Source organism: Microseira sp. BLCC-F43 (assembly GCF_041929235.1).
Lineage (GTDB): Bacteria > Cyanobacteriota > Cyanobacteriia > Cyanobacteriales > Aerosakkonemataceae > Microseira.
The window spans coordinates 1-25272 of the sequence record NZ_JBHFNP010000283.1 but is presented as its reverse complement, the minus strand read 5'-3'; the positions used below and the strand labels follow the sequence as shown (position 1 = coordinate 25272).

Here is a 25272-nt window from a genome sequence, read left to right as displayed (position 1 = left end):
GAACCGCCAAGACGCCAAGAACGCCAAGAAGAAGAGAGAAAATCAAGGGGTAATCTTTGTGGATTTGGTATTACTCTGCAACAGCGCCCCGACGGATTCTTAAAAAAATGTATAGAATGGCGACGCTTTTCTATCAGAAGTGAGAGCCTGAAAACAGCCAATCGATGTATCTTGGCAATGGAAAGCTAGGAAGTTATTTATGCAGGTTAATACACCAGATTGGGTCAAGCACGCTGTTTTTTATCAAATTTTTCCAGATCGGTTTGCCAGGGGTAAGCAACCTCGCAAGTCGCACTTGCAGCACAGTCGTTGGGAAGATTGGCACGCCGCCCCAACACTTCAAGGTTATAAAGGCGGAGATTTATGGGGAGTGCTGGAAAATCTGGATTACTTGCAGGATTTAGGCATTAACGCGATTTACTTCACTCCCATTTTTCAATCTGCTAGCAATCACCGCTATCATACCCACGATTACTATCAGGTTGACCCGATGTTGGGGAAAAATGGCGCATTTCGGGAACTGCTAGTAGCGGCACACGAACGCAATATCAAAATCGTCCTGGATGGAGTATTTAACCATAGCAGTCGCGGCTTTTTCTTTTTCCACGACGTGTTGGAAAATGGCCCCAATTCCCCTTGGGTAGATTGGTTCAAAATTCAAGGTTGGCCTTTATCTGCTTACAATGGTGAATATCCTGCTAATTATTCAGGTTGGGCGGGATTGCGGGCATTACCGGAATTTAACCACGACAATCCAGAAGTGCGAGAATATATTATGGAAATCGCCGAATATTGGATGCATTTCGGCATCGATGGTTGGCGATTAGATGTGCCGAATGAAATTAAAGCCCCTGGGTTTTGGCAGGAATTTCGCGATCGCGTCAAAGCGATCAACCCGGATGCATATATTGTGGGGGAAATCTGGGAAGATGCCAGTCAGTGGTTGGATGGGACTCAGTTTGACGGGGTGATGAACTACCTGTTTGCTGCGCCTACGATCGCGTTTACGGCAGGGGATCGCGTAGACATCGAAAAAGTCAAAGGTTCCTCCTACCAGCCTTTCCCGCCCCTCTACGCCAAGGAATACGGCGAAAAAATCAAGCACCTGCTGCAACTTTATCCTTGGGAAATTCAACTAACCCAACTCAATCTATTAGCAAGTCACGATACCGCCCGACTGCTAACTATTGCCGGAGGCGACAAACCCAGCGTTGAACTATCAACGTTATTACTGTTAACATTTCCTGGCGCGCCTAGTATTTACTATGGCGATGAAGTTGGTTTAGCGGGTGGTCGAGATCCAGATTCGCGCCGAGGTTTTCCCTTAGAATCTCACTGGGAATTGGATGTTCTAGAATATCACCGCAAACTGATCGCCTTGAGACACGCACATCCTGCCCTTCGCACTGGTTCTTATGAAATCTTATATGCTGAGGGAACAGTTTACGTTTTCGCTCGCATTTTGGGCAATGAGGAAATAATTGTTGCCGTCAATATTGGCACTGCACCTGCTTTTGTCAGCTTTGAGGTAATGGGTTTAAAATCTAAACCCAGCAAGTTATTGTACGGCAGTGCTGATGTATCTTGGAACAACCAAGGAGAGTCTATCCAACTATCCTTGAATCTTCCCGATCGAAGTGGTTGTATTCTCGGATAATAGTCAAGGATCCTGGTAGGGAACATAAATAAGTTTTGCTCTTAACGAGAAGGTTTTCTCCTGTTCCCTACAACCAACCAATTTTAATCATTTAAATCCAAGCGGATTAGAAACAATTACAAATCCTTGTTATTCCAGGTTTTACTTGAGAATAAAATAACAAAATAGGAGTCAAATAAATGGTACATCAAGAACAAATTACAATCCCGACGAAAGGAAATGGTGATATGCACGATATTACCGAACAAGTGAATAAAATTGTGAAAAAATCTGGTATTTCTGTGGGAATGGTGCATATTTTTAACGTCGGCAGTACCGGGGCGATTGGTGCGATTGAATTTGAACCGGGATTGCAAAAAGATTTACCGGCAATTTTGAATAAATTAATTCCACCGAGTCGGGATTATTTGCACGAACAAACGTGGCACGATGGTAACGGACATTCGCACTTGCAAGCAACTTGGCTGGGGCCTGAGATAACTGTTCCCGTCAGCAATGGTAAATTAATCTTGGGGACGTGGCAGCAAATTTTTCATTTGGAATGCGATGTGAAATACCGTCAGCGGCAGGTGGTGGTGACGGTGTATGGGGAGTGATGGGGATTGGGGATGCGATCGCTTTAACGTTTTGGTGGTTTTGGCGGTCTTTGAGTTGCTGCATTGATATTTCCTCCCTTTCCTTGATTTTGTGATGATGGGTTAAAAGGTGGTGGGGAGTGGTTCGATTGCCGATTATCCTCATCAAGTTGATTCATTATCTGAAATGGAGTTGGCAGTACCAAACGACATTTGTACTCATTAACTGTCTTGTCACCTTCCTTCACAGGCTGACAGAGGTAGTCTTTTTCAACTTCGATATTCCTTTCGATTTCCATATATCGTGTCGTTGTCACAGGTGGGAAAATATCCCATCTCAGCATAGTGAGTAGCATCTTGATACGCGGCACATCTTTTAAATGTAGAGTTTCGCGGTTTCCTGCAATAAGAAAGTCTTGGGGGCAATCTTCGATGCTGATATTATTGACGATGTAGTTTTCAAAGTTTGTCAAAAAGCGTTTTTGTTCGTCGAGAGTAGCAGCGCGATCGCTTGTTACCCACTTTTCTCCATCAAATAGCTGAGTATATCGCTGCTGAGGATCTTTTTTGTAGCGTTCGTTTAGATGCAGTTCATATTTATCTATTGCTACAGCACCCATTCCTAAAGGCTTACCCATACCAAGAGACAAACGATATTTTTCCTTACCATCAAGGTTTATCATCTTGAGTTGTTCGGGATCGTCTCCTGCCAAAGTCAATATCCACAGTAATGCACCCAATTCAACATCACTCAAATTTTCAAATTGAATCGCAAACTCGAAAGAGACACCAGCTTTGATTGGCTTGATTTCGGTGTATTGCGCTTGCTTATCTTCCTCTGCTTCAGTAGCATCTGCTTGAATTCTATCCTTACTAACATTGCCTTTATGCCAGTAAAGTTTATGCCCTCTAATTACCGTTTCTGTAATTGGCTTACCATAGTGTTTGAGTTGGCTTTTTACAGCTTGGGTATCTTCCGGTTGCACTAAATAGTGCTGAAATGTCGTCGGTTTAGGACTAGCTAGAATTTGCGGTGTAATTGTTTCGTCTTTATCGACTAACCAAATCCCATTTTCATCAGACTGATAATTAGCATCAGTGATAAAAACACGCCCAGCACGAGATTGTTCGCGCTTCTCTTTGCAGTTTTCAGTAGCATCTGGTTCTGTTTTATCTTTTTTCCCCCTGACAAAGCCAAAAATTGCATCAGTTAAATCAATTTGTTCAGATTCTCCAACTTGTTTAGGAATAAAATTAACTGCTGAAGCAGCTTGACCGTCATTGTTGGGAGAATAGGGGATACGAAAGTTAGGACTCTGCCCAAATAATGTAACAATTGCTTGTTCATTTTGTGGTTCACAGTAAAAAATAGGTAGACCTTCTTGCAGCACTCCCATCTTTTCATCGAATCGATTTTTAGGATTATTTTTAAATGGCTTTTCCTGACCCTTCTGAAAATTAGTAAGTGCGTCCCGATAATTTCGGATTGCATCAGTGCTAATTTCAAGTCGTGTAGCAGAGCGATCGGCTTCGCCAATGATATAGTGATACTTGCGCCCTTCTTTTTTCCGTAATAGTTTATCTCGTTCTTGTTCGGTAGTTTTTTCTATCATATTTTCTAGCATATTACCGCTAGTAACGAGCCACCCCTGTTGGGAATATCGAGTTAAGTTTTCACTGACATTGACAGATTCTTCTGTTACCTCAAAACTAATCTGGAGATATTGGGGAATATAGCTAGCCTTTTTCATGATACTTAGGGAAGGCAGATTGTCTTGAATATCCTCTTCCTTAACTTCTCTAAATAATTTATCTTCAATTTCTTGAGCTGGTTGCAAAAACCATTTACTTTGTTTTTTTTCAAATTCTAAGTAACCAGCTTTAACATTTTTCAAACTGTCTTTATATGGCTTGCTGAGAGGGTCGTCTTTATCAGCCGCAACTGCACGGAAGAAGAATTTTTGCTGGTCTGAAACTTGTTCTATCTTGCCAAAACTGATAATTTCTACCAAAGTTCGCAGCATTCCTCGCAGACTGCTACCTGGAAGGACAGGATGTAGATTTGAAGGATGCAGGAAAAATTCAGCTTTCTTTTTACGCTGTTCTGGTGTCAAATCTTCATTGGAAGTATCGCCAAAAGTTGCGAAGTCAACAGGAGTTAGACCACAACGAATGTATAAAGGTGATTCTGTCTTGAGCGTACAGATAATTTTACCAGTGTGGCGATCGCTATAATAACGGTCATTGTCTCGCAGCTTACCATTACACTCAACTTGTGCTGGCACAACTTTATTAGGAAGTTCGACAAAATTATAGGGAGCAATTGCTTTGCGATCGTCAGGTACTTGCTTTAAATGTCTTGGATTCATTATCTTGACTCCTTTTTGAGAGATACTAGACGGCTAAGACAAATCTTCGCTACTCCATCTGAGTCGTAGCAGAAATAGTGATTTACTTCCAATCGAACTGGGCGATATAGTTCATTTCTATCTTTGCTAAAGTAAGTTTGATCTACAGAGATAGGAACAGCGTGTTTAAGTCCCTGAGAACCATCTGACAGTAAGGTAAAGTTACCATTTGTCTTTCCCTGCGTACCCCAGAGAATTTGCGATTCAGGAATCAAACCTATGTGATTTTGAGCAATTAAGTCTGAAACTTTGCTGTGCAAAATTAGACGCGATCGCCACACACCGTTATCACTCCAAAGCAAGACTTCACCCGCTTCTCCGAAAATACGACATTGTTGTAATGTTGACAGCCGCAAACAGGAAAACTGGCACTCTGGAAAAGCACGATCGGAGGTTTCTAGAGCGAGATTTTCAACATCAAAACGTCCCCAGATAATTCCATCTTCGGCATGAGCTAATAGGTATGGTAACTGATAATTTTCAGTTATGGCGTGTTGCGTTAACCAATCCTTCAGTGATGTTTCTGTAAGTGTTTCTTCTGAAATCTGTGTAAGTTGCTGATATACTTTTAAGTTCATGGTGCTTCCTCCACAAACTTCTGTACGAACTCTTCTAATCTTTCTCTATCTTTATCGCTAACTGTGAGCTTGTCATTTTCCTCAGAAATAGTCCATGTATGCTCTGAGGTTTTAGGATCTTGCCAAACTATTGTTGCTTCCACTCCCTTTAACCTTCCCCGTCCAATACTAATGGTTCCGCCTATAGGTAAATCCCCCGTCCACAAATCTTTAAGTAACAACAAGAGTCAACCAATTTCATATTCTTTGGGTTGACGTAGTTCTAGATTTAACTCAAAATGCTTTGCTGTTTGTTTGGGGTTAGATTTACCTTTTTTTAATTTCCGAGGGTCTTCTTTTTGCTCTATACCAAAGATAGACTGTTCGCTAAATAATGCTCCGTGATAAGTTCCGCCTGTGAAGCGATCGATCGCAATCCGGCTTTGTACTAGATCGTCTGTACTTTCTATTATGCTTTCATCGATAAATAAGCGGCTTGCCTTAGCTTCTTTTGTCTTTTCATCAACTTTGCCAAATAAGTCATAAACAATCTTTAAGTCTTTGCCTAGTGTATTGACAATTCGCTCCGCTCGATGCCACAACACACCTGCTAAACTTGTTCCAGAAACAACTGGCTCAAGTTTTCCCTTTCTTTGCGATCGCAAATGTACGACATCAGGCACAGATAGTTTTGAGTTTTTATCAGCAGCCGATCTTTTCGTTAAATCTTGACCAGAACGGATAAGTAAGGGACTAGCTAGTTTAAATTTGGCGTGGATGAAGAGGCGATCGCGTTGATCTGGTTTGTCTATCTTTAGCTGCTTGAGTTTTTTATTACTCAATAAGCGATCGCTTGGCGATTTTGTATATTGCTTACTCCAAGAGCGATCAAAAGTTAACCAGGCAAGGCGATCGCTATGTTTCGTTAAATCGAATTCCCAAATTTGCCATTCATCCACATGACAGCGACCAAAACCACGCTGCTTCTTCATACCAATACTAATTTCACCAGACTTTAATCCCTCTAATGCGAGCGCAAGTGCTTCTCTTATCTGATTTTCGTCTTTATCTTTTTCAATCAACAACTCAAAGTTAAGAGGAAATTGAGTTCCTGCTGTCAAAAATTCCAAGTCGTACTTTTCTCCATCCTCTGCCGTACCAGTTACTCCATTAATCTTTACTCCATCCCGCAACTCAACTTGAGGAATATTACTGCTGAGAGAATCATCAATAATCAGTGTACTTTGAGTATCTTTTTCCCTTAGTGTTATTTTTTCTTTTTCGCTTTTGTCTTTCTCATTCTTGTAAGCAAACAAATCGCCAAAAAGTTTGGGTGCTAGATCCTGGCGAGTGGCACTTTTGTAGTAATCCTTTTCATATTCATGCAGATAGTTTCGCAAAGCACCTGCAATTGATGACCCAGTTAGTAAAGCCTTGGGACTAATACTGTCGCGTAACAGCATCATCTCTATTACTCCTTCAGCGTCGCCATTACTCAGACAGGTAGGTGTGTCCAGCACTAAAACGCCGCGTACAATGATGCGCTTGATAATCTCTCTTCCATCACGTTTTCTACTCATCTTGATTCTCCTTAATAGATTTTTTTGCAACAGCCATGATTAGCCGTAGCGTGTATTCTAGCTTCAGCTTTTCAACTATATTTGAAGGAACTGACTGACCAGCAACTTTGACTTCTAAATGCTCTGAATCTATCCAGGTGCTTGGTTCATTTAACCAATCACAAATTCGCTTTTTGAAAGATTTTCCATCGACTTTCGTATCTTCAAATTGACCAATAGCATTTTTGGGCAAATTTTCTAGCAAATCGGTAACTGGATTTTTCCTTTCTTCAGTGAGAGCTTGTCTTGCCACAATTATTAATCTGGAAAGCTGGCTATTACTCAGTTTGCTTGGTCTAAGTTTAACTCTATCTACTTTGTCTAAAAGTCCCATAGCCAACTTTTGTTCTAGCAGCCTTTTTGCCATCGTTGCAGCTATTTGACTGTCTTCAGTGTTTGGTGCTAAATTCGGTTGATGAGTTGCATCATTTTTTGAGTCTGATAGTATTGCTTTAAATTCTCGATGTTCTTCCAGCCAGTTAACTGCTACTCTTCCAAAGCCATCAACCCGCCTTTCACCTATTCCTTGATTTTCTAAAGTACGAATTCGGTCTATATTGAGTTCTCTCACATAGTTGAATACAAAAACACTTCCTGCTGCTAGGGCTGGAACTTGGGGTAATGGTAATCCCCATTTACGGTTAAATCCCCCAACAACAAGACTGCTTATAAAACTAGATTGTGGCTCTAGTTTTACCTCTAGTAATTGTTCTAGTAACTGAGTAAGTGGATCTACTTTTCTATCTCCATCATCTGCGATCGATTCCATTGAGGGTATTGCTACATATTGACCGCAGCGATCGCGTAAAATTAAGTCACTTAGAAGAGTGATACGAAGAAGTTCTCTATCCTCCCGATATTCATGGTCAATTCCTACTTCCTGCCAGATATCGTGTTCTTCTATATGACTTATTTCGGTATGTCCATAACCTGCACTTTGAGAACCACCTAGCCATATATCTTTTGGTTGCAGCAATGGCTTGATTTTTGCTACATCATCAGCATTGTCACAGAGAATAACTCCCTGGAAAGTTTGTCCCGCATCTAAGGCATCATAACGAAATACAGCGCCGTTATCATCTGTGCCTCTACCTTTTTTGCGATCGCGCATATTATGAATGTTAATCCGTCGCTTCTCTTTGTAGAGAACTACGTCTTCATCATCCACAGTACAAAAACTTTCATTCAAGGATTTGTAAGAAATCTTCGGATCGGGTTGATCGTAACTGAAATCATAAATATTTACAGGATTTGAATCTGTAACCTCATCACCCTTTTTCTTTAACCAAGAACGCGGTACAGGAAGAGTACGTTTTTCTTTATCATTACTATATAAATAAGCATTTAAGTAGCGAGTGCTGCCATCAAAAAATAATCGCTTTACGTCTGGAAATTTTGAATCATCCAAAATATCATCAGTGTTTTGCAAACCGTGATTTTGGAGATAGCGACTAATCAATACTCCTCGAATCATGCTACCGGGAATATAGGAAAAAGATACATCACTGTTTGGATATCCTTGCAGCGATGTCGCTAAAATTGGTTGCTTAGTATGCAGTAGAAAAGTAATTGCTTTCATCCCTTTGTTTCCTGATCAAAATAACGAAAATGTTCTTGAGTAACTTCTTTACCATTCGAGTCATGCAGCGTACACTGAACGTGACCTCTCCCCCGGTTTCTTACACTACCAACCCGCCGCAGTGCTAACGTACTTATGGCTAAGAGTGCTAGCATATCTGCTGTTGGTTTCTCTTCAAATAATAGTTGTGCAGTAAAAGTCAAATCTCGGATAACAACTCGACTTGAACGCAAGCTATGTTCTACAGGTGCGCCATCTTCAGGGTCAATAGAAGTTTGACGGCGAATGGTAGTCAGAGAAGCAAGCACATCTGATTCGGTTAGTCTTCTTTCCTGACCCCTGCGTTCTCTATCCCTTTCCTGGTCAAGTTGAATTCCTACTTCCCTTCGTAAATCTGGGGGTAAACAAGCATCACCAACGTGCATTTTAGAGATAGTTTCAAGGGTGCTACCAGGTATGCCAAATAAATGCTCCACTGCTTCTATCCAACGCGAAGGTGGCGGAGCGGAAATGACAGTAATTAAGTTATCGCACTCCTCACTTAATAAGCCTTTGAGCGTCCGCCCACGTAAGTAGGGAAATCCATTAGGATCGTGTTCTACTTCTTGGTCAATTAAACCTGCGACTCCATCACCACGTCCAAAAGTTGTATCGCTAAGGAGTAGTATTTTCAGATAATAAATCTCCATTGGGTTTCTCCTTTAATGGCACATGAAATTCCATTGCTTCAATTGCATCAAAATATCCGCAAATTTTCTCATTTTTTCTGGGATCATCAGTCCAGCCACATTGATAAAACTCATCATTACTTTCTTTGGTAAACTTAGGTAGATAGTTCTTATCCAAACAGTAAACCTGTAAAAACTGTTTAGTTTTTTGTGTACCTTGGCGTAAATGCTCTCGCAATGCTATTACTTTATTGCGACTACCTGCCCAGTCTGGATGCGTGTTAAAGTTATGCACTACTTGAGAAAAATCATACCAATTGCGCCAATCATTATCAGACTGTAAGTAGAGAGGTCGCATGGTGAGATTACCTTCTGCCACTTGATATTCTCGTTTGCGAATTTCACCGATCGATCCTAACAAGCCACTAGCAGCAATATGCCAATCAATTGCCGAGAAATCCGAGCTTCCTAATCGTTCTTTCTCGTCACGCATAAATTTTTTAGCGTTGCTGCACAGTGCCTCACTTAGTTGATAAGATCTGGCAAATGGATAATGAGTCTTGACAATTGCTATTCCTGCACAAGCCGTTAAGTCTTTTCCATCAGAAATATTTTCTTTTTCAGCTTCAAATTCCTTGAGGTAGAGTGCAGCTAAACTTAATCCCAAACGTCCATCACACACAAATGTGACATCATCGCCCCCATATACTATGGGACGAAAAGGTAAATATTTTTTACCATCTCTTTCTGTAATTGCAAACGGCTCCTGTAATTTTCCCTCTGCTAATTGGATAACTCTATCTGCAACTTTTCGGAGAGCGTTTATCCCTGCTTGGTTAACTTTCTCAGAGAGGTCACGCATACGGCTAATATAATCTCGATCTGATTGAGATTTACTGCCATAGTCTTTGAAGCGATCGCCCATTCCATTCCCATCAGCGTGAACGATCGCCATGTAACTACTTCTTCCCTCAGTGCGACCTAAATCATCAACATCATAAGGAACTATGTAATCACCAAGATCCAAACCCTCAAAGATAGTCTTGATTAGCTGTTTGTTAGCTGGAGCATCATTTTTAGAGTCAACGGTTCTGAGTTTTTCAACGATTTCTCTAGAAACCGGATAACTGGTAGGGACACTGTAGCGATCGCTAGTATCCACTGCAACTAACCCAGTAGAAAGACAGCTAGCCGTCACCCCTAAACCGAGCAAAGGAACAGAAGGATTGTACTCGCGTTTCTTCCGTTCTAATTCTTTCATTAAACAATCTATAACTTCCCATAAGCTATTTCCCCATTCAAAAGGTTGACTGTGAGCGACTACAATTTTTAAACCTGGTGCTTCTCGCAATATCTTTTCGCTCAAGGTTCTAGTAAATTTGACAGCACAGTCTCTATCTTTGAAGAGAATAACTGCGTTACCGCCTCCCGTATAGACTAATTCAGCATCTAGATTATCTCGGTCAATCTGTTTTTCTGGTTGAGTTAGAGGAATATAAACATTCTCTCCAAATTTTTGACGCAAAGCCCACTTAACCCATTCATCAGTTGCTCGATCGACTAAATACGAGCCACCAATGTTCTCGCGCAAGCGGTTGCTACCGAAGATGTATGGCTGTATTCCCGTTGGATCAATTACAGTTGCAATATATTTACTCATGGCGCGTAGTAACAGTTAATTTCTTCAATCCAGTTTTTAATATGAACATGAAGATTATCAAGCTCCTTACAGCCAAAAACCACTATTTTTGGGTCTTTTTTATCTACCTCACTGTCAACTTTCATTTCGTCTGCTAAATCTTTTGGTTTGTCATAGCAACAGACTAAAGCCACTCGTGCTTGCTCTCCACCCAATTGACGCGATCTGATATAAGCTTCAAATAGTTTTGATTTACAAAGACTTTTGCTCGCGTCAGTGGTACAAGATAAAGCAAACAGTTGGTAATCTTTGACGAAGGCAACATCAAACTCGAATTTTTCTTTTTTCGCATCCTTGACTTTAAATGACATTCCGCTATCATTTATCAAACCAGGATGATTTTCAGAAAGTAACTGAACTTGATGTAATACATAATGCTCCAACCAAAGACCATCAAGCCATCGGCAAGCGTCCTTAGATTTCTCCAAGTGAGGCTTGTCAGCAGATTGTTTGGATTTTTCAGCAAATTGATTGAGTGATAACTCGATTTCAGATTCACCCAAATACTTTTCCTCTACCAAAAGCTTAGTTACCTTTTCTATCTGTTGTGTATACTCTGGATCCCATAAAGCATTGTAAAAATTGACAAGACCTTTTACTGTTTTAAAATTTTCTTGTTGAAAAGCCTCTAAAAGAGATTTACCTTCTTCCGGTTGCTTGAGATACTCCTGCAAGGCTTTATTCATTTGCTGAACAGCAATATCTGGTTTTAAGATAACTTTATCTATCTGATTGTCTTTATTCCATTCCCATTCTGGGGCTTTATTCTGCTTTTTTTTCAGTAGTTTTGTAGCAGGTTTGAGTACGTTATCGCACCACCAGCGCCATGCTATTACTAAACTCGGAGCGGTATGTAATTTTGCCAACTCTATCGCTAATTCAGGTAGGATCGGCTTGGTAACTGGTTTTTTATCTGATTCCCAGCGTAAATCATGCAGGTCAAATATTTCTTCTAATGAAAGTTTTTCGTTTACTAGTTCTGGTTTAGGAGAGTCATTTTCCCTATCTATAAGCATTTGTAAACTGCGAGCGTCAAGATAACTAAACTTGGCATCGTCAACTCCTGAAGCTTCAAACAAGGCACGATAGCTGTGAACTGACATTGCTTTTGTACCACCTGTATAATTCAAACCAAAAGTAGCGTTTGGATGTTCTTTCAGGATTTTTTTTACCTGGTTTTGGATTTTGTCTCGAATAACACTGGAGTCAGCCTCACTTTTGCCTAGTGAAATCAATTCAATATTTACAGGATCTAGCCTTCTCTTTAAACAATCTGCTTTACTCGCTGTGTCTGTGCTGTGTACCAAGTAAACAGTGCCGCCCTCTTTGAGCAACATCTTTGCTGCAATGTAGTTAGGTAAGGGGTTCTCACCAACGAGTAAGAACAAATGGTCAACTTTGTAATTTGTGTCGGATGTACTCATATCGTGTTGCTAAATTCCACTAAATATAGATTTAAGCCAACAGAATAGTTTGGGGACTACTCTCGCGATCGCTCTCCCCAGCAACGAAAGCTAACTTGTTCGTCTTGCCTAATTATCGCATCCTATCGGACTACCCCTATTTCCGATACCTGCTACTCTAGAAATCGCAACATTAATTGATTAATTTACAATGAGCGTAATTTTCCGTAATCCCCCCCAATCCAAGTTATTACAACAGTTAGCCAATGGCTCTCTAGACCAAAGTCAAAACCTGATCCGCGCTCTGAGATTATGGGTTTTGTTACGTTGGTTCTATAGCGACGATGGATATACTGTTCTCCCCCATTGCTTTACCTATGCTGATTGGCGCGAAGCCTTTTTCGGTGAAAATTACAAAGACGAAAAACAGGAAAATATTATTAACTATCCAGAGCCTAACTGTGCTTGTCATAAAACCACAAGACAGTGGTTAGTAGAATCTAATATATCTGTAGATGAATGGCGACATTCTCTGGGAAAGCAAATCCCTATTACTGATGCGGTTCTAGATACTAGCTTAAAAGAACGGTTATTTGCTCAGGTTCGCAAATCCCTTCAGAGTGACTTCGATTTATTGGTTAGTCGCAATTGGCTGCAACGAGTCACTGATGTGGCAGGTAGGAGCAAGCAATATCGCCGCGTGGAAAAATTTCCTTCAATTTTCCATCAAACAGAAAACTCTAACCTTGAAAATTTTTTGACTCCTAAAGCACAAGCTTATGTGTCTAGCGCATTGGGTATGTTTAGTTTTCTCGATCCTACTTTCCCCGTATTAGCCGAACAAATTTCAGAAGAGATACCAGATGAAGACAATCATCGAGTGTTTTTGTATGTTGATTATGTTGTACCAGAATCGAGTCCTATGCAAGATGCAGTCGATCAAATTCAGAGTGAATTGCAAGAACTTTGGGATTCCGGGCAAATTCCACCTTTACTCCTAACCTATCGCAGCGCTCATCAAAATCTGATTAAGGAATGCGTAGTTTACCCCGTTTGCATTTACTTTATGGAACGTGCTAAATATCTCTGTGCTTATGGCAGCACTCCTAAAGATCAAATCAGTTGGTATAAATATCGCCTCGATCGAATTATTTCTAAGCGCATAGAACCTTTGGATTGGCAAGACCCCCGCATTCCCCAATTATTAAGAGAGCAATATGCAGAAAATCGCTTGCCCACTCCCAAAACAGTTAATGCAATGTTAAAAAAAGCTTGGGGTTGCGACTTTTATAAAGAAACAGCGCTGATGGTATTGCGATTTGAGCGGGATTTTCATCAAAGTTATATTGAGGGGATTAGTATTCACAATAGTTTTACTTTGATTGACTGCGATCGCGCCGCCACATTAATCAAACAATACACTCCCAATCCAGTACACCGGAAGACTCTTTTAGAAGTCCTCCAGTCTCGTCCTACTACTGATGTGTACTACCAACTCTCTTACCGAGTTACAGACTACTATGTAGTTAGATGGTTACGAGCGTTAGGTTCAAAAGTGGAAGTCTTAATACCTTGGCAGTTGCGAGAAGACATGGCATCAGAAATCCAACTTACTATGAACCTCTATAAATCGCTGTAATCAACTCTGCCCAAAACTAGCAGCAGGTAAATCGACTTTAAACACTTGGGAAATCGAAATATCAGGAGTATGCGTCGCCACCACCACTGCACCCAAACGGGGGTCATAACACCCCACCCAAGCTGCTGGATGGCATTCGTGAACTAAATAACCGTACAACCAAATCGCTGCTTTCCCCTCAATAACAATGCCTTGGGAATAATTAATCCCCGCTGGCAATTTCAACCCCTTCAAATCCCCAGGCGTAATGATGCCGTTTTCGTTGGCAATCTCAACGTGCAGGTGTTGGTAAGGTGTCCCATCTTGGGTTTGATGAGGAATGACTGTAAGTTGAATCGCGCTCATTTTTCTTCCTTTTGGATGACGATAAGCATACTGTAGCATCCCCTTGGAAGTTGCCTCTTCCAAATTCAGAACGCAATTTGTGTCTACTGCCTCAACCTAACTTACAAGCTAGGGAATATAGATAGCAATTAACCAAATAACCGAATTAACAACAAACAGAAATGTGTCAAAAATATATATAGATGTTGCGCGTAAAGCTTTCCACATATAAGCTCACTTGATTGTCTTTAAACCCTGTAACGGATAGACAATAAATTCAGGAATTGACTTGTGATTAAAACTTTCATCTAATGCGTCTCGATCGTTGAGGTATTGGGTTATTGCCGTCGCCCTATTGATACAGTAATATTGCACCCTCCAGTACGTTGCTTCTAAAAACCAGAAACCAAACACAATGACATAGCCAACCGGAATAATCAAATCAACTTTGATTGTAAAAGCCCAACCAATCAAAGCCACCCATAGGGTAATGGCAGCCGTTTTTAATTGCAAAAGAATAGTCGTAAAGGCTGCAATCTTTTTCTCTAGTTCTTCGGCCCCTTTTTGCAGCATCGCGAGTTGAAATTCAAATCTATCCATGTCAAATTGCTAATTTTGGGCGCTGTATATAAGATAGACTAATATTCCTTTCGCCAAATCCAAATGGTTGATTTTCCCGACGTTGAGCAATTCTGGCGATCGCCTCCAGAACCGATAAACCAAATTCTCGATACTCCCCCATCTCCAATTGCCTGGATTTGTCCCAATCTGCAATGGTTGGTAGAGTTAGAACACCCGGAACTACCTCCGATTTCCCTTTTAGCTGAACCAGAGGTAGCTGTAGCAGGATTTCGCCTCAATCCTCAAACTAATGGCCCTGCCCGCCATAACGCCTATCGCAGTATAAAAATAAGACCGCTCGAGTCAAATACCCCGAAAGTGGTAGATTTGCCACCGGATGCCAAGATTAGCTTTCTCAGGTCGTCGCCAGATGGTAATAAACTGGCGTTTACGCTGACTCAAGCCGATGGGTTAGAATTATGGGTTTTGGATCTAGCAGAAGGCATTCCCCGCCGCTTGACCGATGCAGTTTTGAATGCGGCTTATGGTAAACCATTTCGTTGGGTATCGAATCAGTCGTTGATTTGCAAGTTTATTGACAGCGATCGCGGCAACCCTCCCATACAGTCTCCCATTCCTTGTGGCCCGCTCGTGCAAGAAAATTTGGGGCGCAAGTCTCCCAATCGCACCTACACCAATTTGCTCAAAAATCCCCACGATGAAGCGCTATTTGAATATTACATAACTTCCAGTTTGGTAGAAGTAACGTTAGATGGTCGCTGTATCCCTTTGGTCGCACCTGGTTTGATTGATGAAGCTAGACCTTCTCCCGATGGGAATTTTATTCTCCTCACCACCCTACACCGACCGTTTTCTTACCAACTGCCATCCTCTTTCTTTCCTCATCGGATAGAAGTATGCGACCTTACAGGCAAAATTATCCATCAAGTCGCCGATCTACCCCTCGCCGATAATCTTTCTACCAAATTTGACGCGGTGCGAACTGGACCTCGACGAGTTGGATGGAGAAGCGATCGCCCTGCTACCCTATTTTGGGTAGAAGCATTAGATGAAGGCGACCCAACTTTAGATGTACCCTTCCGCGATGCCCTATTAGAACTCGATGCCCCGTTTACAGATACTCCCAAACTCCTCTGGAAATCCGAACATCGCTTTCCTTGCATCTGTTGGGGTCGAGAAGATGTCGCCTTGGTCTGGGAACGCTGGTATGATAATCGCAAGTCCCGTATCTGGCGACTTCATCCCAACTCCCCCGCCACACCCCCAAAATTGCTAGTAGACCGCAGTTATGAAGACAACTACACCGATCCGGGGTCGCCAATAATGGCGTTAAATCAATACAGACGCACCGTTTTGCGCTTCACCCCCGATGGTAAAGCAATCTATCTGGGCGGGCGAGGCGCATCCCCAGAAGGCGTTTATCCCTTTCTCGATTCTATGGATGTGGAGACGGGACAAACTCAACGTCTGTGGCGATGCCAAGACCCTTATTTTGAGTCAGTCCTTGACTTACTCGACGACGAAAACGTGATGCTGACTTCTCGCCAATCTAAAACTGAACCTTCTAACTTATTCCTGCGAAACCGCAAAGATAACCAAACCGTCCAACTCACTTTTTACCCCGATCCCGCACCCCAATTTGCTGATGTTCGCAAAGAAGTAGTACATTACCAACGCGCAGATGGCGTGCAGCTATCCGCTAAACTTTACCTACCTGCGGGATACGACCCCACCCGCGACGGTGCCTTGCCAACAGTGTTTTGGGTCTATCCAGAAGAATTCAAAAATCGGGAACTTGCAGGGCAGGTCACCAAAGCGGAAAATACCTTCAGTCGTCCCCACCGCACTTCGGTTTTGTTCCTCCTAACCCAGGGATATGCCGTTTTAGACAATCCCAGCTTGCCGATTATTGGCGAAGGCGATGCCGAACCCAACGATACTTATGTGGAACAATTAATTGCCGCGGCGCAAGCAGCAGTAGATTATGTCGTCGGGCGGGGCATTGCCGATGCCAATCGCCTATGTATCTGCGGACACTCTTACGGAGCTTTTACCACCGTAAATTTACTGGCACATGCAGACTTGTTTCGCGCCGGAATTGCCATGAGTGGCGCTTACAACCGCAGCCTGACACCGTTTGGGTTTCAGGGAGAACAGCGCAATTTTTGGGAAGCGAGCGAAACTTATATTCGCATGTCTCCGTTTACACATGCTGAAAAAGTGAAAGCGCCCCTGCTGCTAATTCACGGGGAGAATGATAGCAATCCCGGCACCTATCCATTGCAAACAGAACGACTTTATGAGGCGTTGAAAGGATTGGGGGCAATTGTGCGATGGGTAGTATTGCCGTTAGAAGACCACGGGTATCGTTCGCGGGAAGCCGTGGGACACGTATTGTGGGAGATGGTGAATTGGTGCGATCGCTATCTTACTCCTAGCTAATGGCTAATTGCTAATTGCTAATTGTTAATTGGTCATGGGAATATTTTCGCAATCTACTATTAGCCATTAGCCATTATAATCTTGTTCCCAGGCTCAGCCTGGGAACGAGTGAGCTAAACCGAATTAGCGGTGGGAGGATGTTACTCTGGAAGGAGAACGGTATCTATGACGTGAATTACGCCGTTATCTACTTCCAGATCGGGAGTAATAACTGTGGCATTATTCACCTTCACACTTCCGTTCGAGGCATCTATTTTCAGATTAGAACCTTCAACAGTCGCCGCCGAATCAATTTTGACAACATCAGCCGCCATCACTTTACCAGAGACAACGTGATAGGTCAAAATTTTTGTCAGTTGCGGTATATCGTTTAACAGCGAGTCAACAGTACCTGCTGGCAAATTGCCAAATGCCTCATCTGTTGGCGCAAAAACGGTAAAAGGTCCAGGACTTTTGAGCGTGTCTACCAAACCAGCTGCTTGAACAGCAGCTACCAGAGTCTTGAATGAACCAGCACTAACGGCAGTATCTACAATGTCAGCCATTTTTTCCACCTTATGTCTAGTTTTTGACTCTGAACTGTTTTGAGCCAACATAATTATAAACACATTTTTGGCCAAAAACCAAATTAGATCTTTTCCGGTTGTATAGTCCATTACAAAAAACGGTTGATTTTATCCAGGGTGCTTGTTTGAGGCAAATATTGTTTCAATAAGAAGTTGCTTTTACATTTATAAAAAGCTCTAATACTTTGGCAACGGAAGATGGTATTATATCATCTTCCGTTGCATCGGAGCGCGCTACTTTTCTCCGTCTCGCTTTCAAGATTGCGCCGCCACCAAGGCAGGTATTAATACAGTATCAATCGCGTGGATAACGCCGTTATCGGCTAAGATATCTTGTTGCAGCACCTTAGCATCATTCACCCGCACGCCATCGGAATTATCAATCGCCAAAACTGAACCTTCAAACGTGGGCGCTGCGTCGATTTGAATCAGGTCATCCGACCGCACATCCCCTGAAACGACATGATAGGTCAATACTCGCTTCAGCTTGGGAAGATTATCCAACAAATCGGCGATTTCGTGGGCGGGTATTTTGGCAAACGCTTCATCAGTCGGTGCAAATAGAGTGTAAGGTCCAGGACTTTTAAGAATATCTAACAAACCCGCCGCTTCCCACACCGTCATCAAGGTTTTAAAACATCCAGCATTGCTAGCAGTCTCTACAATATCAGCCATGAGTTTTCCTAAATTTTTATAGCTTCTTGTTCATGAATACAAGCGGGAAAACACCAGGCGCATCCCCCTAAAGTTAGCTGCTATAGCGAATTCCGCGCTGATTCAACTGCTGGATGAAAAATTCTTCTAAAGATGGACGCGCCAGATTTAAAGCGATAATTTGAGCATCCATCTGAGGAAGGAGATTGAGAAAATCTTGCAGGTTGACTTTTAAGATACCCTGCCAATAGTGATTTTCGATTTCTAAATCTTCTATCCATTTTTTGATTGTATCGAGATTGCCGCCCTTGCCTTTCACGTGGTAGGTGTTGGTAGTACCCAAGAGTTCATCTAAAGCACCAATGCAAATTAGTTCGCCTTGGGCGAGGATGGCGATGCGATCGCAAATCTTCTCCACATCCGATAGAATGTGGCTGTTGAAGAAAATCGTCTTCCCCTGAGCTTTCAACGACAGTATAATTTCCCGAATCTGATATCTTCCCATCGGGTCCAAACCCGACATCGGTTCATCCAGAAATACCACATCCGGGTCGTTAATCAGCGCCTGCGCCATGCCGATGCGCTGTACCATCCCTTTAGAATACTGTCGCAGTTGCTTCTTCTTTGCCGCCGATTGAGCAAGTCCCACCAAATCCAACAACTGGGGGATGCGCTGACGCTGCACCGATGGGGGAATTTGAAACAATCCGGCGGTAAACTGCAACAACTCCCACCCGGTTAAAAAATCATAGTAATAGGCATTTTCCGGTAAATATCCTACCCGCTGTTTAACAGAGCGATCGCCCAACGCTTCCCCCAACAACATCCCCCGCCCCGCCGTCGGACGCACAATACCCAGCAAAGTCTTCAACAGAGTTGTTTTACCCGCACCATTTGGTCCCAACAAACCAAACGTTTCCCCCCGATACACACTCAGAGTACATTGCTTCAAAGATTCGACTTTTTGGTTCAGCCAAAACCCAGTACGATAAGTTTTACCCAACTCATAAGTTTGCACCACAGGTTGACGTTCCCCTGTTATAACTGCATCTTGTGAAGCTGCGGCAGAACTCATAGAACCTGACCCTTGTACGCCCTTATCTCAACGATACTTACAATCCTGGCATAAATGCCCACTCATTACAAAAACTCTCTATATTTCTCTTCCTCTGCGTCCTGGAGCGTCCTCTGCGGTTCGTTCTTCGTCTTGGCGTACTTGGCGTCTTGGCGGTTCATTTAAAAATTTAGCTATCACCAATTGCCAATAATAACTTTTCCACCGAAGCATTAGGTTCTAAAAACGAAAACAAATGCTTATAAAGCAATCTCCCATCTTTATCTAAAACAAACTGACCAGGCAAAGGCGCACCCAAAGCCTGCCCCACCTGATAATCGCGAAAACTTTTACAACTATGGTCGATCAACAAAGGCATTTTTAACCCCAAATCTTGTCCAACTTTTTCGCTTTGTTGTTTATCCGTACTGGTAATCATCAAAACTTCTACCCCCCGTTGAGTAAACTCCTCGTACTTTCGATTCAAATCAATAATGTGGGGGTAGCACAAAGGGCAATATTGTTTTTCTGTAAAAATGCGAGTAAAAGCCAGTACGACGGGTTGTTTACCTCGATAATCCGATAATTTAACCGACTTTCCGCGAGTAATATCCGGCAATTCAAAATCCGGCGTTCTTTCCCCCAACTTCAAACTATTCGTCGCCGGAATCGGCAAAAAATTGCGGAAAAACCGCTGATTTATTAAACCGCTAAAATCTGTCGATGTCAGCATAATGGGTAATGGGTGATGGGTAATGGGTAATGGGTAATTGGTAATTAAGGATGAACGATGACCAATTACCTGTTACCAATTAGCAATTACCTAAACAGCAGAGAAGTAAACTTTGGACTTGACTGGGTCGGGAGTCATAGTCTTGTCACCGGGTTGCCAACCAGCGGGACAAACTTCATCGGGGTGCGACTGAACGTACTGAATTGCCTTCAGCGTCCGCATGGTTTCATCAACGCTGCGACCGAAAGACAGGTTATTGATCGTGGCGTGTTGAATCATCCCTTCTTTGTCGATAATGAACAGACCGCGCAAAGAAACGCCTGCATCGGGATCGAGGACGTTGTATGCGGCGCTGATTTCTTTCTTGATATCGGAAACCAGGGGATAAACTACATCGCCCACACCGCCTTCTTTACGGTCGGTTTGAATCCAGGCGAGGTGAGAAAATTCGCTGTCCACGGAGACGCCCAGGATTTCGGTGTTGATGGCTTTGAATTCTTCGTAGCGATCGCTAAACGCTGTAATCTCGGTCGGGCAAACAAAGGTAAAATCCAGTGGATAGAAGAACAGCACTACGTACTTGCCGCGATAGTCCGACAGTTTAATCGTTTTGAATTCTTGATCGAGTACAGCCGTTGCAGTAAAGTCAGGTGCGGGTTGACCGACTCGCAGGCATCCTTCCGAACTGTAACTTAGGGGCATGAACTATTTCTCCTTGATCATTTTCCTTCTACTCTTGCGCTCCTTCCAGGTAAGGTAGTAAGGGCAGATCTTCTAGCGGATTTCTGCGCTGCCAGCTTCTCCTGACCAAACTTACCCTAGGGCGCCAAGACCGATCGTTTACGATCTGTTCCGACTATATCATACTCATAACGATTTTGAGTAATTCCGAGACTCTGGGATACCAGCACAAGATAAAGATATGGATAATTTAGATACGCGGGAATGGTTACTCACAAACGGATTAGGCAGTTTTGCGAGCGGGACGGTATGCGATGCCCGTACACGTACTTATCACGGGTGGTTAGTTGCGGCACTAGAACCACCGAGTCAGCGGACGCTGTTGCTGTCGCATTTAGAAGCAAGTTTGGAAGTGGCGGGGCGAGTTTGGGGACTGGGAACGAATTTTTGGCAGAGTAATACGATTTCCCCGTTGGGTTATCAACAGCTGCGTTGTTTTACGATCGACCCAGTGCCAACTTGGGTTTGGAGTTGGGAAAATTGGCAACTGAAGCGCCAGTTGGTGATGCCTTATGGTTTGGGTAATCGGTCATCGGTAATGGGTAATGGGGGAGGCGGGGGAGACGCGGGGAGTGAAGAAGACAAGCGGGACAAGGAACTGGAAGTAATTTCTTCCCCACCTTCGATCGCCAATGACCAATTACCAATTACCAATTCGATTTTGATCCGGTATCGTTACGATGGGGCTGACGCGGCTATATTAAGGCTGCGACCGTTAATCGGCGATCGCAATTTTCACCACCAGCAATCTGCGACACCAGAATGGCAATTTTCCCAATTAGTCAGGCAAGGGCAAGTTTGTCTGCAAGCAATTCGTCCGGGGTGGGTGGGGACGCCTTGGCAATTGCGTTGGAGTCGGGGAGATTATCAACCGGAGGGGGTGTGGTATTGGGGATATCGCTATCCGGAAGAAACGCTGCGGGGGTTGGGCGATCGCGAAGACCTTTACAGTCCTGGTTATATAACTGTCAGCCTACAACCGGGAGATACTGTCATCTTTGAAGCTAAAGTAGGATGGCCCGCACCCGAAGCTGTTTTGACCGCAGAAGATTTTGAGCAGGCATTGCTGGCACAGCCGTTACCGGAAAAGCAACCCACAACTGACAACGATATTTGGCGGCAATTGTTACGTGCTGGGGAGCAATTCATCGCCTACCGCGCTTCGATTAGCGGGCCGACAATCATAGCAGGCTATCCTTGGTTCAACGACTGGGGAAGGGATACTCTAATTGCCCTGCCTGGATTGGCAATCGTACCACAGCGCTTTTCCCTCGCCAAAGGCTTGCTGCAAACCTTCGGTCATTATTGCGATCGCGGATTGATTCCCAATGCATTTCCAGATGCGGGAGCAGAACCTTTCTATAACAGCATCGATGCTTCCCTATGGTGGATCGAAGTCTTGGGAATTTACTTGGAAGCAACCGGGGATTGGGATTTTTTAGTCGAGCAATATCCCACCGTGCGGCAAATTTATAAAGCTTTCTGCGGCGGGACGCTTTACAATATCCGCGTCGATGCCACCGACGGACTGCTGACTTGGGATGCTGCGGGTGTGGCGCTGACTTGGATGGATGTAGTGGTTGACGGTCATCCCATCACCCCCCGTTGCGGTAAAGCCGTGGAAATTAACGCGCTGTGGTATTCAGCCTTGTGTTGGGCAACCCAGTGGGCAGAAAGATTGTCAGCGCAGATGCCAGAAAAAGCCGAGAAGTTACAAGCTCAGCGCTCGCGCTACCTGATGCAAGCCCAGCAGGTACAGCAATCGCTGCAAAAATTCTGGAATCCCACCAGGCAATATTTCTACGATACGATTTCCCCAGATGACCAACCCGACCCCAGCATTCGCCCGAATGCTGTTTTGGCGCTGTCGCTTTCCCATTGCGGGTTCGATCCGGATCAAGCACGGCGGGTGTTGCAGCTGGCAAGAGATCGCTTGCTCACTCCCTACGGTTTGCGATCCCTAGACCCCGCCGACCCTAAATACATCGGTCACTACGGTGGCAACCCCAAGCAGCGGGACAGCGCCTACCATCAAGGCACTGTTTGGAGTTGGTTGATCGGCGCGTTTATCGCTAGTTGGAAACGCTTCTACCAAGGCGAACCAGTTCCCTTTGATTGGCAACCTTTACTCGATCACTTCCAGCACCAAGCTTGTCTGGGTTCGGTTTCCGAAATCTTTGATGGCGATCCGCCCCACCTGCCCAAAGGCGCTTTTGCTCAAGCTTGGTCTGTCTCCGAACTGATTCGTCACTGGCGCAATTGATTTTACATTTGAGATTTTTGCCGCTACTACCAATCCAATTTAATCTACCAGTTGCGTCAGTTCTGGCTCTAAATCTGGCAAAATCTCTTTATCATAAGTTGCCACTTCTATCAATCCCTTTCACTTTCCTAATTAACTTATGTTAAGGCGCTTCTTTTTTTTTATAAACAAAAAAAATTTTTTCCCTAAATTGGCGGTGCTTGTTGTATGAATAATACAACTTCAACTAACGGTTTTGCGACGTTTCCAGTCTTTTTTTAAATTTTCACATACGCCGCCGAGATTATGAAAAAATTGTACTACAGGGTCAAAGGATAGTAAATACGTAAATAGTTAAGAATTTTTCTCAACTATTTGGTAAATTGTGGCGGAATGTTACTCAAAGTTAAAATTGGTAAATACAAATATTTGAGTAGGCCAGGAATTTTTATTAAATAAACTTATAACACTCGACATGCGAGTTGGTTTTAGATAATTTTGGCTTATTGACACTCCCCGGCTTAAAAGACTGGGGATTCTGTACTCAACGTCAGAGTTTGCTCGCTTCAGGTTTGCACCAACTAGCGTAGTGACTCCAACTCCGGAGCGCGTTACTTTGGGAATGCCCTTCCCTAGCTTGCTCCAGCAAGATTTAAAATGTTAATCGCCGCGTTTTCCTCTGAGTCTCGATTCACTCTAAATCCACACCTACAAACATGGGTGCGAGTTGATAGAGACTTCTTCACAATTGCGCCACAACTGCTACACTTTTGACTTGTATATTGTGGGTTGACTGCAACAGCTTTCCGGTCAAATTTACAAGCATTATACTCAAGCCATTCTCTAAACTGCGTCCAACCCGCATCGCTATCCCCCCAACCCCCCTTATTAAGGGGGGCGAAGGGGGGATGATTCTTGACCTGATTGCGAACATTTAAGTTTTCATAGGCTACTAAGTCGTTAGACTTGACGACGCAACGCGCTAGTCTCTTAGCGTGTTCATTACGTTGCCTACTTACTTTTAAATGCTTCTTAGCAAATCGCCTTCTTGCTTTGCGGCGTCCGTTCTTACCTTTCTCTTTTTTGTAAATCCGACGTTGAGCATATTTTATTGATTGCTCAGCCTGACTCAAAAAGCGCGGGTTTTCCTCCTGATGTCCGTTAGAATCTGTGTAGAAAAACTCAAGCCCCACATCCAATCCAATAGCGTTTGTGGTTGGCTGTATTTGCTCTTTAACTTCCATGTCAATAGCTAGCAAATTGACAATAGTAGCCTTCAGCCCGACGCACCAACCTGACAGGTTTAATCGATTTGACATAGTAGGTATGAATATCCCACTTACCTAATAGCTTGAGTGAGCCAATTCCTTTCTTCTCGGTAAATTTTATGCGGCGCAAGGTTGGGTGCAACTTCCACCCGCTAACCTTGTATTCAACGGAGCGGTTATCTTTTTGAAAGCGCGGATAACCCTTTTTGCCTGGTTTTTTAGATTGGCAATTGTTGGAAAATCTGCCAATAGAAAACCTACCTCGCTCAGCCGCAGCCTGTACCGCCATTGAGTTTAGGTCTTTAACAAAAGGAAAGTCATTGCGTAATACTGTTGAGTACTTGTTTAAAGCAAAGCCATTGATTTTAGCCGCGGCTGCGTCCATCCAATAATAACGGATACACTTGTTTTTGACGAACTGAACAGTACGTATAGCTTCTTCAATTGCCTGATATTGGGCGGGTTTTGCTTTGACTTTGTACTCTAATACAAGCATCTGAAATTCCCCGATTGACCTATTTTTAGGCTACAATGACCACAAACAATCGTCAAGGGCTTTATGAATGAAATTTAATGCTAACGATTACCGCCATGAAAGTAATGCGGTATCGCTCGTTAATTACCATCTTGTTTGGATTTCCAAGCGCAGAAAAGCTGTATTGGTTGGGGATATAGCGAATTTATGAAGTCGCAAATGAAAACCGTTGGCGTATTATAGCTTTGGAAATTATGCCCGACCACGTTGTGCGATTCGTTTAGGCGAAAACGAAAGGCTATCAGCCCTAAGTGTATGCCTAGCAAGCGTTATGGCCCGTCGTATCGGCTGAACTGAACCTTGACAACTTAATGACCATGTGGGTGA

The 25272-nt window shown here is 43.3% G+C and carries 22 protein-coding genes; 5 read left to right on the top strand and 17 right to left on the bottom strand.

The window, feature by feature from the left end:
* The first annotated feature begins 199 nt into the window (after positions 1-199).
* Complete coding sequence (locus ACE1CM_RS38015; protein WP_374884129.1) at positions 200-1657, top strand: glycoside hydrolase family 13 protein; 1458 nt, start codon at positions 200-202, stop codon at positions 1655-1657.
* 179 nt (positions 1658-1836) lie between these two features.
* Positions 1837-2253 (top strand): secondary thiamine-phosphate synthase enzyme YjbQ, encoded by a 417-nt coding sequence (locus tag ACE1CM_RS38010; protein WP_374884128.1) that lies wholly within the window; start codon positions 1837-1839, stop codon positions 2251-2253.
* Between the two features lie 23 nt (positions 2254-2276).
* Here ACE1CM_RS38010 and ACE1CM_RS38005 read toward each other — a convergent pair whose 3' ends face one another.
* From ACE1CM_RS38005 to ACE1CM_RS37970, 8 genes are read right to left on the bottom strand one after another with little or no spacing between them, the layout of a single operon-like run.
* Complete coding sequence (locus tag ACE1CM_RS38005) at positions 2277-4601, bottom strand: TIGR03986 family CRISPR-associated RAMP protein (protein ID WP_374884127.1); 2325 nt, start codon at positions 4599-4601, stop codon at positions 2277-2279.
* Entirely contained in the window at positions 4601-5218 is a 618-nt protein-coding gene (gene csx19, locus ACE1CM_RS38000) for a CRISPR-associated protein Csx19 (RefSeq protein ID WP_374884126.1), read from the bottom strand. The genes ACE1CM_RS38005 and csx19 overlap by 1 nt, the downstream gene beginning before the upstream one ends.
* Positions 5215-5442: a hypothetical protein gene (locus ACE1CM_RS37995; protein ID WP_374884125.1), complete on the bottom strand. Its 228-nt coding sequence runs from the start codon at positions 5440-5442 to the stop codon at positions 5215-5217. Before ACE1CM_RS37995 ends, csx19 begins: the two co-directional genes overlap by 4 nt.
* A 3-nt stretch (positions 5443-5445) precedes the next feature.
* The gene (locus ACE1CM_RS37990) at positions 5446-6777 is read right to left on the bottom strand and encodes an RAMP superfamily CRISPR-associated protein (RefSeq protein WP_374884124.1); all 1332 of its coding nucleotides are present in this window, start codon (positions 6775-6777) and stop codon (positions 5446-5448) included.
* Complete coding sequence (locus ACE1CM_RS37985; RefSeq protein ID WP_374884123.1) at positions 6770-8395, bottom strand: RAMP superfamily CRISPR-associated protein; 1626 nt, start codon at positions 8393-8395, stop codon at positions 6770-6772. Before ACE1CM_RS37985 ends, ACE1CM_RS37990 begins: the two co-directional genes overlap by 8 nt.
* On the bottom strand, positions 8392-9084 hold the full coding sequence (locus ACE1CM_RS37980) for an RAMP superfamily CRISPR-associated protein (protein ID WP_374884122.1): 693 nt from the start codon (positions 9082-9084) through the stop codon (positions 8392-8394). Before ACE1CM_RS37980 ends, ACE1CM_RS37985 begins: the two co-directional genes overlap by 4 nt.
* Positions 9050-10723 (bottom strand): hypothetical protein, encoded by a 1674-nt coding sequence (locus ACE1CM_RS37975; RefSeq protein ID WP_374884121.1) that lies wholly within the window; start codon positions 10721-10723, stop codon positions 9050-9052. Before ACE1CM_RS37975 ends, ACE1CM_RS37980 begins: the two co-directional genes overlap by 35 nt.
* Positions 10720-12186 carry a Card1-like endonuclease domain-containing protein gene (locus tag ACE1CM_RS37970; protein WP_374884120.1) on the bottom strand — a complete coding sequence of 489 codons (1467 nt, stop codon included), beginning with the start codon at positions 12184-12186 and terminating at the stop codon, positions 10720-10722. The genes ACE1CM_RS37975 and ACE1CM_RS37970 overlap by 4 nt, the downstream gene beginning before the upstream one ends.
* Positions 12187-12376: 190 nt before the next feature.
* On the opposite strand from ACE1CM_RS37970, the gene ACE1CM_RS37965 reads away from it, so the two are divergent.
* Positions 12377-13804 (top strand): TIGR03985 family CRISPR-associated protein, encoded by a 1428-nt coding sequence (locus tag ACE1CM_RS37965; RefSeq protein WP_374884119.1) that lies wholly within the window; start codon positions 12377-12379, stop codon positions 13802-13804.
* Here the strand turns inward: ACE1CM_RS37965 and crn3 are convergent, their stop codons facing one another.
* Both crn3 and ACE1CM_RS37955 read right to left on the bottom strand, forming a co-directional pair.
* Entirely contained in the window at positions 13805-14149 is a 345-nt protein-coding gene (crn3, locus tag ACE1CM_RS37960) for a CRISPR-associated ring nuclease Crn3/Csx3 (protein ID WP_374884118.1), read from the bottom strand.
* Positions 14150-14362: 213 nt separating this feature from the next.
* A complete protein-coding gene (locus ACE1CM_RS37955) occupies positions 14363-14728 on the bottom strand; it encodes a hypothetical protein (RefSeq protein WP_374884117.1) in 366 nt (121 codons plus the stop codon).
* A gap of 63 nt (positions 14729-14791) precedes the next feature.
* On the opposite strand from ACE1CM_RS37955, the gene ACE1CM_RS37950 reads away from it, so the two are divergent.
* Entirely contained in the window at positions 14792-17152 is a 2361-nt protein-coding gene (locus tag ACE1CM_RS37950; RefSeq protein ID WP_374884116.1) for a S9 family peptidase, read from the top strand.
* 140 nt (positions 17153-17292) lie between these two features.
* Here the strand turns inward: ACE1CM_RS37950 and ACE1CM_RS37945 are convergent, their stop codons facing one another.
* The 5 genes from ACE1CM_RS37945 to ACE1CM_RS37925 all read right to left on the bottom strand — a co-directional run bounded on the left by ACE1CM_RS37945 (position 17293) and on the right by ACE1CM_RS37925 (position 20861).
* Positions 17293-17697 (bottom strand): fasciclin domain-containing protein, encoded by a 405-nt coding sequence (locus tag ACE1CM_RS37945; RefSeq protein ID WP_374884115.1) that lies wholly within the window; start codon positions 17695-17697, stop codon positions 17293-17295.
* Positions 17698-17973: 276 nt separating this feature from the next.
* Positions 17974-18393 (bottom strand): fasciclin domain-containing protein, encoded by a 420-nt coding sequence (locus ACE1CM_RS37940; protein WP_374884114.1) that lies wholly within the window; start codon positions 18391-18393, stop codon positions 17974-17976.
* 73 nt (positions 18394-18466) lie between these two features.
* A complete protein-coding gene (locus ACE1CM_RS37935) occupies positions 18467-19447 on the bottom strand; it encodes an ABC transporter ATP-binding protein (protein WP_374884113.1) in 981 nt (326 codons plus the stop codon).
* A gap of 169 nt (positions 19448-19616) precedes the next feature.
* Positions 19617-20159, bottom strand: coding sequence for a peroxiredoxin family protein (locus tag ACE1CM_RS37930; RefSeq protein ID WP_374884112.1), 543 nt, complete (start codon positions 20157-20159; stop codon positions 19617-19619).
* 90 nt (positions 20160-20249) lie between these two features.
* Positions 20250-20861, bottom strand: a complete 612-nt coding sequence (locus ACE1CM_RS37925) for a peroxiredoxin (protein ID WP_374884111.1) — start codon at positions 20859-20861, stop codon at positions 20250-20252.
* 220 nt (positions 20862-21081) lie between these two features.
* Here ACE1CM_RS37925 and ACE1CM_RS37920 point away from each other — a divergent pair, with 220 nt between their 5' ends.
* Positions 21082-23163: an amylo-alpha-1,6-glucosidase gene (locus ACE1CM_RS37920; protein WP_374884110.1), complete on the top strand. Its 2082-nt coding sequence runs from the start codon at positions 21082-21084 to the stop codon at positions 23161-23163.
* Positions 23164-23774: 611 nt separating this feature from the next.
* Here the strand turns inward: ACE1CM_RS37920 and ACE1CM_RS37915 are convergent.
* Together ACE1CM_RS37915 and ACE1CM_RS37910 are read right to left on the bottom strand one after the other, a co-directional pair.
* On the bottom strand, positions 23775-24461 hold the full coding sequence (locus ACE1CM_RS37915) for an RNA-guided endonuclease InsQ/TnpB family protein (RefSeq protein WP_374884109.1): 687 nt from the start codon (positions 24459-24461) through the stop codon (positions 23775-23777).
* A complete protein-coding gene (locus ACE1CM_RS37910) occupies positions 24388-24906 on the bottom strand; it encodes a transposase (RefSeq protein WP_374884108.1) in 519 nt (172 codons plus the stop codon). The genes ACE1CM_RS37915 and ACE1CM_RS37910 overlap by 74 nt, the downstream gene beginning before the upstream one ends.
* Positions 24907-25272 lie beyond the last annotated feature (366 nt).

Coding starts and splice junctions, on each gene's coding strand:
- ACE1CM_RS38015 (WP_374884129.1), top strand. CDS start 200: ATGCAGGTTAATACACCAGATTGGGTCAAGCACGCTGTTTTTTATCAA.
- ACE1CM_RS38010 (WP_374884128.1), top strand. CDS start 1,837: ATGGTACATCAAGAACAAATTACAATCCCGACGAAAGGAAATGGTGAT.
- ACE1CM_RS38005 (WP_374884127.1), bottom strand. CDS start 4,601: ATGAATCCAAGACATTTAAAGCAAGTACCTGACGATCGCAAAGCAATT.
- csx19 (WP_374884126.1), bottom strand. CDS start 5,218: ATGAACTTAAAAGTATATCAGCAACTTACACAGATTTCAGAAGAAACA.
- ACE1CM_RS37990 (WP_374884124.1), bottom strand. CDS start 6,777: ATGAGTAGAAAACGTGATGGAAGAGAGATTATCAAGCGCATCATTGTA.
- ACE1CM_RS37985 (WP_374884123.1), bottom strand. CDS start 8,395: ATGAAAGCAATTACTTTTCTACTGCATACTAAGCAACCAATTTTAGCG.
- ACE1CM_RS37980 (WP_374884122.1), bottom strand. CDS start 9,084: ATGGAGATTTATTATCTGAAAATACTACTCCTTAGCGATACAACTTTT.
- ACE1CM_RS37975 (WP_374884121.1), bottom strand. CDS start 10,723: ATGAGTAAATATATTGCAACTGTAATTGATCCAACGGGAATACAGCCA.
- ACE1CM_RS37970 (WP_374884120.1), bottom strand. CDS start 12,186: ATGAGTACATCCGACACAAATTACAAAGTTGACCATTTGTTCTTACTC.
- ACE1CM_RS37965 (WP_374884119.1), top strand. CDS start 12,377: ATGAGCGTAATTTTCCGTAATCCCCCCCAATCCAAGTTATTACAACAG.
- crn3 (WP_374884118.1), bottom strand. CDS start 14,149: ATGAGCGCGATTCAACTTACAGTCATTCCTCATCAAACCCAAGATGGG.
- ACE1CM_RS37955 (WP_374884117.1), bottom strand. CDS start 14,728: ATGGATAGATTTGAATTTCAACTCGCGATGCTGCAAAAAGGGGCCGAA.
- ACE1CM_RS37950 (WP_374884116.1), top strand. CDS start 14,792: ATGGTTGATTTTCCCGACGTTGAGCAATTCTGGCGATCGCCTCCAGAA.
- ACE1CM_RS37945 (WP_374884115.1), bottom strand. CDS start 17,697: ATGGCTGACATTGTAGATACTGCCGTTAGTGCTGGTTCATTCAAGACT.
- ACE1CM_RS37940 (WP_374884114.1), bottom strand. CDS start 18,393: ATGGCTGATATTGTAGAGACTGCTAGCAATGCTGGATGTTTTAAAACC.
- ACE1CM_RS37935 (WP_374884113.1), bottom strand. CDS start 19,447: ATGAGTTCTGCCGCAGCTTCACAAGATGCAGTTATAACAGGGGAACGT.
- ACE1CM_RS37930 (WP_374884112.1), bottom strand. CDS start 20,159: ATGCTGACATCGACAGATTTTAGCGGTTTAATAAATCAGCGGTTTTTC.
- ACE1CM_RS37925 (WP_374884111.1), bottom strand. CDS start 20,861: ATGCCCCTAAGTTACAGTTCGGAAGGATGCCTGCGAGTCGGTCAACCC.
- ACE1CM_RS37920 (WP_374884110.1), top strand. CDS start 21,082: ATGGATAATTTAGATACGCGGGAATGGTTACTCACAAACGGATTAGGC.
- ACE1CM_RS37915 (WP_374884109.1), bottom strand. CDS start 24,461: ATGTCAAATCGATTAAACCTGTCAGGTTGGTGCGTCGGGCTGAAGGCT.
- ACE1CM_RS37910 (WP_374884108.1), bottom strand. CDS start 24,906: ATGCTTGTATTAGAGTACAAAGTCAAAGCAAAACCCGCCCAATATCAG.